This window comes from Rheinheimera sp. 4Y26, assembly GCF_025245835.1.
Taxonomy (GTDB): domain Bacteria; phylum Pseudomonadota; class Gammaproteobacteria; order Enterobacterales; family Alteromonadaceae; genus Pararheinheimera.
The window spans coordinates 1-11,840 of the sequence record NZ_JAOBWS010000004.1; the positions used below are offsets into that span (position 1 = coordinate 1).

General features: G+C 50.8%; 10 protein-coding genes. 7 read left to right on the plus strand and 3 right to left on the minus strand.

Annotation, left to right across the window (positions count from 1 at the left end; genetic code table 11):
* Positions 1–243 precede the first annotated feature (243 nt).
* Genes N3Z11_RS06770 through N3Z11_RS06785 form a run of 4 tightly spaced genes read left to right on the plus strand, consistent with a single transcriptional unit; the run spans position 244 to position 5,319 of the window.
* Positions 244–1,323: a proline racemase family protein gene (locus tag N3Z11_RS06770; RefSeq protein ID WP_260656408.1), complete on the plus strand. Its 1,080-nt coding sequence runs from the start codon at positions 244–246 to the stop codon at positions 1,321–1,323.
* Entirely contained in the window at positions 1,320–2,525 is a 1,206-nt protein-coding gene (locus tag N3Z11_RS06775; protein WP_260656409.1) for a M24 family metallopeptidase, read from the plus strand. Before N3Z11_RS06770 ends, N3Z11_RS06775 begins: the two co-directional genes overlap by 4 nt.
* A gap of 2 nt (positions 2,526–2,527) precedes the next feature.
* Positions 2,528–3,532 carry an ornithine cyclodeaminase family protein gene (locus N3Z11_RS06780; protein ID WP_260656410.1) on the plus strand — a complete coding sequence of 335 codons (1,005 nt, stop codon included), beginning with the start codon at positions 2,528–2,530 and terminating at the stop codon, positions 3,530–3,532.
* Positions 3,529–5,319 (plus strand): MFS transporter, encoded by a 1,791-nt coding sequence (locus N3Z11_RS06785; RefSeq protein WP_260656411.1) that lies wholly within the window; start codon positions 3,529–3,531, stop codon positions 5,317–5,319. The genes N3Z11_RS06780 and N3Z11_RS06785 overlap by 4 nt, the downstream gene beginning before the upstream one ends.
* A gap of 46 nt (positions 5,320–5,365) precedes the next feature.
* On the opposite strand, the gene N3Z11_RS06790 is transcribed toward N3Z11_RS06785, so the two are convergent.
* On the minus strand, positions 5,366–6,271 hold the full coding sequence (locus N3Z11_RS06790; protein WP_260656412.1) for a LysR family transcriptional regulator: 906 nt from the start codon (positions 6,269–6,271) through the stop codon (positions 5,366–5,368).
* 158 nt (positions 6,272–6,429) lie between these two features.
* On the opposite strand from N3Z11_RS06790, the gene N3Z11_RS06795 reads away from it, so the two are divergent.
* Positions 6,430–6,567, plus strand: coding sequence for a hypothetical protein (locus tag N3Z11_RS06795; RefSeq protein ID WP_260656413.1), 138 nt, complete (start codon positions 6,430–6,432; stop codon positions 6,565–6,567).
* A gap of 121 nt (positions 6,568–6,688) precedes the next feature.
* On the opposite strand, the gene N3Z11_RS06800 is transcribed toward N3Z11_RS06795, so the two are convergent.
* The gene (locus N3Z11_RS06800) at positions 6,689–7,636 is read right to left on the minus strand and encodes a PfkB family carbohydrate kinase (RefSeq protein ID WP_260656414.1); all 948 of its coding nucleotides are present in this window, start codon (positions 7,634–7,636) and stop codon (positions 6,689–6,691) included.
* A 104-nt stretch (positions 7,637–7,740) separates the two neighbouring features.
* Here N3Z11_RS06800 and N3Z11_RS06805 point away from each other — a divergent pair, with 104 nt between their 5' ends.
* Positions 7,741–8,760: a LacI family DNA-binding transcriptional regulator gene (locus tag N3Z11_RS06805; protein WP_260656415.1), complete on the plus strand. Its 1,020-nt coding sequence runs from the start codon at positions 7,741–7,743 to the stop codon at positions 8,758–8,760.
* Between the two features lie 37 nt (positions 8,761–8,797).
* On the opposite strand, the gene gtfA is transcribed toward N3Z11_RS06805, so the two are convergent.
* Positions 8,798–10,285 carry a sucrose phosphorylase gene (gene gtfA, locus N3Z11_RS06810; RefSeq protein WP_260656416.1) on the minus strand — a complete coding sequence of 496 codons (1,488 nt, stop codon included), beginning with the start codon at positions 10,283–10,285 and terminating at the stop codon, positions 8,798–8,800.
* Between the two features lie 178 nt (positions 10,286–10,463).
* Here gtfA and N3Z11_RS06815 point away from each other — a divergent pair, with 178 nt between their 5' ends.
* Positions 10,464–11,741, plus strand: a complete 1,278-nt coding sequence (locus N3Z11_RS06815) for an MFS transporter (protein ID WP_260656417.1) — start codon at positions 10,464–10,466, stop codon at positions 11,739–11,741.
* The last annotated feature ends 99 nt before the right edge of the window (positions 11,742–11,840 follow it).

The window sequence follows — 11,840 nt, forward strand, 5'->3', positions numbered from 1 at the left end:
GCACAAAGCACAAAGCACAAAGCACAAAGCACAAAGCACAAAGCACAAAGCACAAAGCACAAAGCACAAAGCACAAACAGCCTGTGGTAGCGCGTTTTATTGCCTCGCATCCTTCAGCAATTTTTGCTGCTGGTGGTTTGGGTGTCCTGACTATTTTTTGGCAAAAGCCGTTTATTTCCCTTCAAATATATTGTATACAATATTCTTATTCAATCGGAATCAGCTTTGTTACAGGACTTTTGTGTGTCAAAAAATGCATTTGCTTTATGGCAGCCGCCTTCAGACTGGCAGCAGATCAGTTGTTTAGATTGTCATACCGGTGGCGAACCGCTGCGGATTGTGACCTCAGGTTTTCCAGCCCTTCACGGCGACACTGTGCTGGCACAGCGGCGTGACTGTCAGCAACGCTTTGACCATTTACGCCGTGCCCTGATGTTTGAACCCAGAGGCCATGCCGATATGTATGGCTGTATTATTCTGCCGCCTGAACGCAGCGACAGTGCTTTTGGGGTGTTGTTTTTGCACAACGAAGGCTACAGCACCATGTGTGGCCATGCCATGATAGCGCTGGCCAAAGTGGCGGTGGAAGCCGGTGTGGTGCCAGCCGCTTATCCGATAACACGCTTTAAGGTGGATGCACCTTGCGGTCAGATCCAGCTGTATGCCGAACTGGCGCCGGCGGCTCAAAGCAAGTCGGATAACAACTATGCAGTGCAGCCCCAGGTGCAGCGCTGCTGGTTCGACAATGTGCCTTCATTTGTCCTGGCCGCCAATCAGCAAACGCAGGTACCCGGCATAGGCGCTGTGCCTTATCAGCTGGCTTATGGCGGGGCTTTTTACGCTTATGTGGAGGCCCAGGCTATTGGCCTTGATTTGGATATCAGCAATCACAGGCAAATTATTCGTTACGGCGAGCTGATTAAGCAGCAGCTGCTGGCTGAAATCTCGGTGCAACATCCTTTTGCCGATGATTTGAGTTTGTTATATGGCGTGATTTTTACCGCACCTTCGGCAAAAAACGGCGTAGCGCAGCGCAACGTTTGTGTATTTGCCGATGGCCAACTTGATCGCAGTCCAACCGGCAGTGGCGTGTCCGGACTTGCCGCTTTGTTGCATCAACAAGGCAAGCTGGAGCCGGGACAGAGCATCCGGATTGAAAGTATTGTCGGCTCCGAGTTTAGCGTGGTTATTCAATCACTTTGTAATTATGGCCCTTATCAGGCGGTGATCCCTCAGGTGGCCGGCACCGCTTATGTTACGGCAATTCAGAACTTTGTGTTTGACCCGGCTGACCCTGTTGCAGAAGGATTTATTTTCCGATGAACACCACTATTCCAATGAAAGCTGAGCCTGGCTTTACAAATCACAATGCAGATAACCGCACATACAGCAGCGCAGACAAAGCTGCCGGCAAGATGAGCGCGCCGCAATTTGCGCAAAGGTTAAGCCGCTTTCGCTATCAGATGGTGCAGGCCGGTCAGGATGCGGCGCTTGTTTTTTCGCCGGTGAATTTGCGTTATTTATTTAATTACAGCGGTGAAGCGCTGATGGCCATTGTCAGCCCCTCAGCTGTGGTGCTGGTGACCGATTATCGTTTTATCGCACAGGCAAGTCAGGAGGCGCCGGCAGAGCTTCAGTTGAAATGTTATTGCCGTGACCGTGACCGCGAAAGCCTGGCGCAGGTGATTGCAGCACATCTTTTGCAATTTAAAGCACGCCGGGTCTGGTTCGAAGACAGTGATATCAGTGTGCTGCAATGGCGAGCCATTTGTGAAGGCAACGGCCTGATTGAATTTAGTCCTTGTCCGCCGCATCTGGCGGCGCAGCGTATGGTGAAAGATGAATGGGAGGTGGTGCAGATTGAACAGGCTGCGGCCATTGCCGATCTGGCATTGGAGCGTGCTCTGCCGCTGTTGCAGGTGGGGGTCAGTGAGCGGGAATTTGCCACTGAGCTTGAATATCAGCTGAAAAAGGCCGGCGCTGAAGATTTTTCTTTTGCCACTATTTTGGGTTTTGCCGAACGTTCCGCCTTACCTCATGCCTTGCCTGGTAGTAAAAGACTGAAAAAAGGCGACTTGATAGTGCTGGATTTTGGCGCTGTGGTAAATGGCTACCGCTCAGATATGACCCGAAGTTTTGTCTGCGGCAAAGCCAGCCCTTTGCAACAACAAATGTACAACGCTGTGTTTAACGCGCAGCGGGCTGCGCTTGACGCAGTGCGTGCCGGTATCAGCGGTGCTGCACTGAATAACATTGCCGCCGATGTGCTGGCCGCTTCGCCTTTTGCCAAAGATGCCGGGCCTGGTCTTGGTCATGGGGTGGGTTTGCAGCTGCACGAACAGCCTTTTCTCGGCCCTTTGTGCCGGCAGTTATTGCCGGAAAATGCCGTGATCACTATTGAACCCGGTATTTATATCACCGACTTTGGTGGCGTCCGGATTGAAGATGACGTGCTGGTAACCAAAGAAGGTTGCCGTATTTTAACCAAAGCCGCTAAACAATTTGAATTGCCAGAGAGGTTGTAGCCATGCTGATGCTCAATGGTGCGCAAGTCAGCGCGTTCCTCGATTACCCGTCGTTAATTCAGGCCTTGCATCGGGGTTTTGCTGCGGAATTTACCGCACCGCCGCGCCTGTTGTATCCACTGTCGGCAGGTCAGCACGACGCTTTTGCACTGTTGCCGGCCTGGAATGAACGTTATCTCTGTGTCAAAGCTTTTACTTATTTGCCGCAAAACGCGGCCAAAGGCCGGTCGGTGTTGCATTCACAGCTGATGCTATTTGCGCGGGAAAGTGGTGAGCCACTCGCTTTTATCGACGGTGTAGCTGTGACCTGCGCCCGCACCGCAGCAGTGTCGGCACTGGCGGCCTTTCATCTGGCAAAACCTGATGCGAGCAGTTTGTTATTGCTGGGTACCGGCAATCTGGCGATGCCGCTGTTACGGGCACATCTGGCTATCAGGCCGCTTCGTCACATCACACTGTGGGGGCGAAATGCCGTCAAAGTGAAGGCGCTTTGCGAGCAGGCGATAGCAGAGCTGCTGCCGCTGTATCCTGACCTGCATATTCAGATTGCCGACGATGTGGAGAGCGCACAACAAACACATCAGATCATTGTCAGTGCAACAGCTTCAGCAGAGCCATTGGTGTTTGGCGAGCTTGTTGCTGCCGGTACTCATGTCGATTTACTTGGCAATCACAATGTGGATAAACGCGAATGTGACAGTGCTTTGGTGCAACAAGCGCGGGTTTTTGTCGATGATAAAAACAATGTGCTCAGAGAAGCCGGCGAGCTGTTGTTGCCGATAGCTGAAGGTTGTTTTACTGACAGCCAAATTCAGGGCGATTTGGCGGCCTTGTGCCGGGGCGGTGATTTACCTGTTGCGGGGCAAACCAGAACTCAGCTGCCGCCCGCACGGCTAAACCACAGTGACATTACCTTGTTTAAGTCGGTCGGCACTGCGCTCAGTGATTTGCTTTGTGCCGCTTTGGTCTATGAGCGCAAGCTCGCGAAGGAGCCGCAGAGCAGATGAGCATGTTGATATCAGAATCGACCACAGAGCCGGTTGCAGGCCAGCACCCGGCAGCACGCGCCGATGGGCCCGGCTCTGCTGCTGTGGCAAAGCGAAAAACCGCGCGCAGTGCTTTTCCGGCGGCTTTTTATCTGGCCAATGGTATGGAAATTTTTGAGCGGTTGGCCTGGTATGGTTTTTTTACCTTGTCGTCGTTATATCTGACCAGCCCGTTAAGTCAGGGCGGACTGGCTTTTAGTGAACAACAACGGGGATTTGTGCAGGGCATGATCCCGTTTTTGCTGTATTTATTGCCGGTGCTGACCGGTGCCATGGCCGACAGATATGGCTACAGGCGCATGTTTTTATTGTCTTTTATGCTGATGACACCGGGTTATTATCTGCTTGGTCAGGTGCAGGAATTCTGGACTTTTTTTGTGGTGTTTTTGCTCGTTGCACTTGGCGCCGCCTGTTTTAAACCTGTGGTGGTGGGCACAGTAGGGCGCACTACCGACAACAGCAACAGAGGCCTTGGCTTTGGTATTTTTTATACCATGGTCAATATTGGTGGTTTTATCGGGCCATTGGTTGCAGGTTATGTGCGCGCCATCAGCTGGGACTGGGTATTTGTGATGTCGGCGTTCTGGATCAGCCTGAACTTTATTCCGGCTTTACTCTGGTACAAAGAGCCAGCGCTGACAGATGTCGAAAAAGCAAACAAAACCAAAGATTTACCGCTACTGCAGGAAATTCAGCTGGTGCTGGGCAATGGCCGGCTGGCGATTATGGTGCTGCCGCTGTTGCTGCTGTTAATGTTCAGCAGTTTAACGGCGCTGGTTTTTTGGCAAATTGCTGCGATTGCCGGTTTGTGGGTCACGCTCAATGCAAGCTGGAGTCTGTTGCTGTCGGCTGCCAACATTAAGGCAACACGCTGGTATTCATCGCCGATGAAGGTCGGCAATAAAGCTTTTGTCTGGTATTTATTGATCCTGACCGGTTTCTGGACCATCTACAACCAGCTGTTTATTACAGTACCGCTTTTTATCCGCGACTTTGTTGATACCCGGGATTTGGTGCAGGCTATAGCGCAATTTGCGCCGTCCTGGCTGGATTATCTGGCGGTGGTGGATATCAAGCAGCTGGCGCAGCTGTTACCCGGCCTTGCTGATGCTTATCAGCAGCAAAGTCAGAGTCTTTTGCAAATCAGTCAGACTTTGCATCACTACAAAGTGCGGGTTCCCACCGAAGAGCTGGCGCCGGCACTGCAGGCACTGGCACAACAACAAACCGATGCCGCAAGCCTCGCCACAGCCTGGCAACAGCAGCACCGGCAGCTGAATCCGGAATATATTGTGAATCTCGGGTTTGCGCTGATAGTGCTTTTGCAAATTGCCATCAGTTTGGCCATTGCACGGATGCCGGCGTTGCCTGTTCTGGTGGGCGGCACCCTGGTGCTAAGTGCCGGCTTATTTTGTTTTGGTGTCAGTGGTCTGTTGCCTGTTGGTGGTTTTGCGATAGCGGGTGCTGTGTTGTTATTTTCGCTTGGCGAAATGCTGGCATCGCCGAAAAGTCAGGAATATGTAGCAGCAATTGCACCCGGCCATCAGACAGCTATGTATATGGGATATTATTTTGTGGCTATGGCGCTTGGTTATTTATTTGCCGGTTTATTGTCGGGCTGGGCTTATCAGTTGTTTGCGATAGAGCAGCAACAGCCAATGTTAATGTGGACTTTTTTTGCTTCATTGGGGCTTGTCACCTCATTGATGCTGTTTTGGTTGCATTATTCGGTGGCCAAAGCGCATTAAGTCACACAAGGATGTCGCCAAAGACAGTTACTCCAGACTGCGGCAATCAGCTTTGATTGCCGCTGCCGATTTTGCTTTGCAAATATTGCAGCACCAGTTTCAGGCCGGCTTTCATATGGGTGCGATGTGGATACACCAGATGAACGGGTAAAGGTTTTGGCATATAGTCGGGTAGCACAGGCACCAGCAAACCAGACTGCAACTCTTCTTCCACCTGATAGCGGGTAACAAACATCAGCCCCATGCCAGCCAGCACTGTGGGTTTGGCGGCTCTGTTGCTGTTGGTATAAAAAGGGCCGCTGGCCGGTACTTTGAGCACCTGGCCATCTTCCAGAAACTCCCAGCTGGTTTCCGGCCCGCCACTGCCGGTAGAGATACAGGCATGGTTGGAAAGATCCCGCGGATGCTGAGGCACACCCTGTGTTGCCAGATAAGCAGGGGATGCCACCAGCACTATCGGCAGATGGGTTAGTGGCCGGGCTATTAAACTGGAACTGGGTAATTTGCCAAAACGAATGGCCAAATCCACTTCATCAGCCACCAAATCAACCATTTTGTCATTGAGTTCAAGTTCTAACTGCAGTTTGGGATAGCGCTGTAACAACTCAGGGATCAGTGGTGCTATCACAGTGGAGCCATAAGTGACGGCCACACTAATGCGGATACTGCCAACAGGTTCATCCCGAAGTTCAGCCAGATGATGCTCGGCCTGATCGGCCTGGCGCACCACCTGCTGACAATAAGCAAAAAAAGCCTGACCTTCACTGCTGAGTCTGAGCTGGCGGGTGGTTCTTTGTAATAAACGCACTGCCAGATGTTGTTCGAGCCGGGCTATGGCTTTACTGACAGCCCCTTTGGACATGCCAAGCGCAATAGAAGCCTGAGTAAAACTGCCACTTTCTACCACCCTGGCAAAAATGGCCATATCGCTGAGTCTTTGTAATAACGACATTGTAACCCCGTGTTAAACAGCAGCAGTGGATGATACCAGTAAGATATCTGGCTAATTGTTTCCTTTAGGAAACAATGTATCTCTGGCTTGCTGTCTAATCAAGGTAACAATAGCTACTTACAATACGCAGGTCGCAATCGGCAACAAGGAGCCTGGTGATGTTTTTCCAAATTTTATTCAGAGTGTTTAAAGGAATGCTGGAAATGGACGGTGTGGTGCTGGATAAGTTGCCACCACAACCACAAGACAAAACAAGCTGCTGTGACAGCGCTTGTCAGGCCAAAGTTAAACCTTGATTTACAGTCTAATTAATACAGTTATTTTAACCTCAGGGCAAAACGCCGGTAGGATTGATACCGGCGTCTATGATGTCGAAATAGAGTGTGGCACTGCTGCCAAAACAATCAATCGCTAGAGTCAGACTTTACTCGGGTTGTAATTTTCCATCGCCTGATCAAGTTGTGCCAGAGTGGGCGGGTTACAGCCTTTGCTGGCAATATTTAAGCTTGCTGCCAGCATAGCCCGGGTTAAACATTGTTCCAGCTGCAAGGCATTACACCGTCTCGCGTCAGGTAAACCCAGCTTTAACAGTGCAGAGAGCAAATTGGCCCAAAAAGTGTCGCCAGCGCCCACTGTATCTACAAAGGGGGTTGCAGTTATCACGGGTAATCGAATCTGATGATTTTGCCAGAAAATCGTTGCGCCTTTATCGCCCTCAGTCAGCGCCAGCAGAGCGGCGGGTGCAGTTTGCCTGATTTCAGCGACAGCATCGGCTAGTGCCGTAGCGGCAAAAAGCAACGTCAAATCTTCGTCACTGGCTTTAATAAAATCACTTTGTTGAATCATTTCAAGCACAAAGCTACGATAGGCCCTAGGGTCAGATACCGCGTTCAGACGCACATTAATGTCGAGTGCAATTTGAATACCGCGCGTTTTTGCCGCTGCAACCACCTGCCGGATGCGGGGGGCGTCTTCGCTTTCAAGCGCCAGTGAACCTAAATGCAGCAGCTGGCAAGTTGGCGGCAAAGCGGCTATTTGCCTGTCGGCACAGATGTCACGATCTGCGATGCCACTGCGGTATAAACTGTACTGAGGCTGCAGCTGCTCGTTGATACTGACCAGTGCCAGCGAGCTTGGACAGCTGCTGAAGCTATCCAGGCCGTAGGTAGCACCATGTTCACGCAGATAATCAGCAAACTGTCGGCCAAAGTTATCCTCTGACAAAGGTGAAATGTAACTGACCTGAATTTGTTGTCTGGCCGCCCCTATGGCGACATTAAAAGGCGAACCACCCAGACAGGCCCGGTATAAACCATTGGCGTCAGGCAACAAGTCAACAACGTTTTCTCCAATTACAGCAAGCATAGTAGTATCCTGTGACAGTCAGCTCAGCCAGAACCAGCGGTTGGCTATTGTTTAAAAATCATATAACTTAATCAATTAAGATGAAAGCCTGAAGTGACCGGGTCATGAGTAAATTAACGCTGAAAAGTGTGGCAAAAACGCTGGGTGTGTCGACGGCCACCATTTCCAATGCCTTTAACAGGCCCGATCAGCTGTCTGTTGTGCTTAGAGAAAAAATACTCAGCGCTTGTGCCGAGCTTGGATATTTTGGCCCAAACAAAGCAGCCCAGTCGTTGCGTACCGGTAGTTCAGGCATTGTGGCTGTGATTTTATCTGACTCGCTGGAATATATGGTCAGCGACCCTGTTGCCAGTCAGTTTTTACGAGGGGTCACCCGAGAGCTGGAGCGGCATAAACTGCATTTATTATTGTTTTCCGGCAGCAGTGCAAACTTAGAGGCGATTAGTGATTTTGTCGATGGTTTTATTTGTTATGGCGCACCACGCAATCTGGGACTGATTGAACAATTAATACGCAGCCCAAAGCGGGTGTTAAGCGTTGATTTTGATTTGCCCGGCCGGCCCTCCGTCAATATCGACAATGAGCAGGCGGCCTATCAAAGTGCGCTTGCGGTGTTAAAGCCCACAGACACTGTTGCCATTTTAGGTTTGCGGCTGATTGACGCCCAAGACAGTCGTCCCGTGCTGCAAGCTCCGATGTGGGACAACCAAAGTTCGATTGCCCACCGCAGGCTGGATGGATATTTGCGAGCCATGGCCGAGTGCGGTGTAACACTGCGGCCCGAATATCTCTGGCACTTGCCCGAAAGTAATCAGCATTATGGCCAGCTTGCTGCCAAAGCGGTGTTGGCATTAGAACCCAGACCCACTGTGCTGCTGTGTATGAGTGATTTAATTGCACTCAGTGCCATGCGCGAAGCGTTACAACAAGGTATTGCGATCCCGGATCAGCTCAGAGTGGTTGGGTTTGATGGCATTGAAGAAACTTTACGCTATCACCCGACTTTGAGCACTGTCTGGCAGTTCAGCGATGCCAAGGGCCAGGCCGCGGTGCGGGCATTTTTGTCCGGTGATGATAGCCCCCAGCTGTTACCTTACGAGCTCAGGCTGGGGGAGAGCAGTTAATTTGTGGGCAGGCTTTGCCACCGAGACAGCTGGCTTGTTACGCCAGCAAATCGGCAAGGGGCAGTTGCTGTGGCGCTTGTCCCTGATGTTGCCAGGCGATCGTGGCCGTCATGTTATCCAGTGTCAGGCTTAAACTGGCCCGATGACCGCCGTGCTGCCAGTTCAGCTGATACAGGTCGGGCGCTAAAGTCTGGCTAAAGTCACCCTCAAAAGCTTTCAGGGTTCGGCGCAGTTTGATGAGTTTTATTAGAGCTTGCACCACTGGTTTTTGCAGTGCCTGCTGCAGGCTGGTCTCATCAAAATACGGCCTGTTAATGTCACGGCCAACCGCGGTTTGCTTTAACAGTGCAACGTCATTTTCCGCCGCCAGCAGTCCGCCATAATAAATCTGGCTGATGCCAGGGCAAAACAGCTGAATAGCGCGCGCCAGCAGATAGTGCTGATTGTTACGGCCCAGTGCATCATAAAAACTGCAATTGACCTGATACAAATCAACGTTATTGGCAGCATTGCCTGTTGCCAGTTTTGAGCTGCCGCAGCTGTTGTGATGGATTTTTTCGACCAGACTATCCAGCTCCGGATCGGTGAGAAGTCCGGGCTCGCCCTGATAATCGGCAGCGTCAACAATGCCAATGCCGTCATGGGTGTCGAGCACGGTAATACAATTGCGTGGCGCTATATCAAGCCAGGTTTTTAATGCCTGAGCGTTGCCGCTGAAAATTGTATGCAATACCAGGGGGGGCAGCGCAAAGTCGTAGACCATGTCACAGCGTTTGGCGATTTCTATCTGCGTTTTATGGTAACCATGAATTTCAACCAGGCAGGTCATGCCACGCGCCTTGGCTTGTTTTGACAGTTTTTCAATAAATTCAAAGGTTTCAGGCAGCATAAAACAACTGCTGCCGGCTTTTTTAATGGCATAACCAGCCGCGTCCAACCGGATATATTTAACACCATGGTCGGTAAAACGCTGCAAAATGGCCTGCAGGTAAGCTTCACCCTGAGCGGAAGTTACATCGATATCAATCTGATTGGCGGTAAAAGTGGTCCAGAATGCTTTGGTGTCACCATTGGCTAAGCGAATATCGGTAAAGCAGGGGGTTGGCCTTGGCCGGTAAATGGCATCGAGCTGAGCCTGATCCGGCTGCTGACCAAACACTTTGTCACGGGTTAAAAACAGTGGCCAGTAGGGGGAGCTTTCGCCTTGTTGCAGGACATCCAGAAATTGCGGTGACTGCGCCGACATATGATTAACAATCATATCCGCCATAATGGGGTAATCGGCCGCCAGACGTTCAATATCAGCCCAGCTACCTAAGCGGCTGTCCACTGCGGTATGGTCTGTCGGGTCAAAGCCTGCGTCTTCACCGTCAATAGGCGGGTAAAACGGCAGCAAATGCACAGCATCAAACAAGCCGGCCAGTTGCCCCTGAAGTAGCCTGTGTAAATCTGTTATTTTTCCGCCACTTAATCTATCAACATAGGTGATTAACTGGATCTGGTTGGTCTGTACAGCATGGGTCATTGTGCGCTTCCTAAAAAAATATTTGCATCTTAAACGATTAAGATATAGCTTTAAGCCAGCACGCAACTTTGTCAAGCCCCGAGGGAATAATTACAGGGCGAAGGTACAAAGCACTGTCACCAGGCGTCTAAACCGGATGGGGAATGAAGGCCAGCCTGCTGTAACCACGGGGAATAAAATGCAGACAAGTAAAACGCATGGGGTCGCTGTTTCTGCCGATGGCACCCTTGATGCAACACAACAGGCGACACAACAGGCGACAGAACAGATGCAGCGCCAGGTGCGCTGGATGACTTATCTGATGTTTTTTGTTTTTGCCATGACCACAGACGCAGTTGGCGTCATTATTCCTCAGGCCATGGCGCAATACCAACTGAGCTTATTTCAGGCCAGTGCTTTTCATTACGTTCCTATGGTGGCCATTGGCCTGGCCGGACTGTTCCTTGGGCGGCTGGCAGATAAATTGGGGCGCAAAAGTCTGATTATCGTGGGTCTGAGTTTGTATGCTGGCGCTTGTTATGCTTTTACTGCCGGCGACAATGCGCTGTTTTTTATCCTGCTGATGGGCATTTGTGGTTTGGCAATCGGCATCTTTAAAACGGCTGCTTTGGCCCTTATCGGCGATATCAGCCCTGACAGCTTAAGCCACACCAGAACCATGAATAAAGTGGAAGGTTTTTTTGCACTCGGCGCTATCGCAGGTCCTGCATTAGTGACAGTAATGATTGCTGCTTCAATACACTGGAAACAGTTATATCTGGTTGCCGGCTTGTTGTGCACTGTACTGGTCATTATGGCGGCCAGATTGCCATATCCGCCTTATCAGGCCGCTGCCGAACAGGTTTCGCTGCGTCAGTCACTGGCTTTATTAAAAGATCGCTACGCACTGGGTTTTTCCCTGGCCATTGCACTTTATGTGGGCTGTGAAGTGGCTATTTTTGTCTGGTTGCCGACTCTGCTGGCCGATTATCAAGGCAGTTTTGCTGTTGTTGCGACGCATGCCATCACGCTGTTTTTTATGCTTCGTGCCGCCGGGCGTTTTGTCGCCGGACTTATCCTGCAACATTTTTGCTGGAGCAGTGTGATGGCAAGCTGCACCCTGGCCATCTTTGCCTGTTTTTTCTTTAGTATGCTCGGCGGTAAAGCGGTTGCACTTTGGTTAATGCCGCTGTCCGGTCTTTTTATGTCAATGATTTACCCCACGTTAAATTCCAAAGGCATCAGCTGTTTTGGCCGTCAGCAACACGGTGCTGTTGCCGGTTTGATCCTGGCATTTACTGCCTTATCAGCAGCGCTGGCACCTGCGCTGATGGCGCTTATCGGAGATTTAGCGGCCGATGTCAGTGCCGGTTTTTATCTTGCCACTGTTTTTTCGGCATTGCTTGCGGCGGCCATGCTTTACAACTACCTGGCACAACCGGCCAAACGCCGGCTCGATTACCGCCGGCAATCATAACCTGATACCTAAAATGATAAGTCAGATCGATGTTGTCGGTTTAATAGACTTAAACGATTAAGTTTTTAATAAAAGAGCTGTCCAGTCAAAGAGATAGCA

Excerpts from the sequence above, each read along its gene's own strand:
- N3Z11_RS06780 (WP_260656410.1), top strand. The coding sequence starts at position 2,528 with ATGCTGATGCTCAATGGTGCGCAAGTCAGCGCGTTCCTCGATTACCCG.
- N3Z11_RS06805 (WP_260656415.1), top strand. The coding sequence starts at position 7,741 with ATGAGTAAATTAACGCTGAAAAGTGTGGCAAAAACGCTGGGTGTGTCG.
- N3Z11_RS06785 (WP_260656411.1), top strand. The coding sequence starts at position 3,529 with ATGAGCATGTTGATATCAGAATCGACCACAGAGCCGGTTGCAGGCCAG.
- gtfA (WP_260656416.1), bottom strand. The coding sequence starts at position 10,285 with ATGACCCATGCTGTACAGACCAACCAGATCCAGTTAATCACCTATGTT.
- N3Z11_RS06815 (WP_260656417.1), top strand. The coding sequence starts at position 10,464 with ATGCAGACAAGTAAAACGCATGGGGTCGCTGTTTCTGCCGATGGCACC.
- N3Z11_RS06790 (WP_260656412.1), bottom strand. The coding sequence starts at position 6,271 with ATGTCGTTATTACAAAGACTCAGCGATATGGCCATTTTTGCCAGGGTG.
- N3Z11_RS06800 (WP_260656414.1), bottom strand. The coding sequence starts at position 7,636 with ATGCTTGCTGTAATTGGAGAAAACGTTGTTGACTTGTTGCCTGACGCC.
- N3Z11_RS06775 (WP_260656409.1), top strand. The coding sequence starts at position 1,320 with ATGAACACCACTATTCCAATGAAAGCTGAGCCTGGCTTTACAAATCAC.
- N3Z11_RS06795 (WP_260656413.1), top strand. The coding sequence starts at position 6,430 with ATGTTTTTCCAAATTTTATTCAGAGTGTTTAAAGGAATGCTGGAAATG.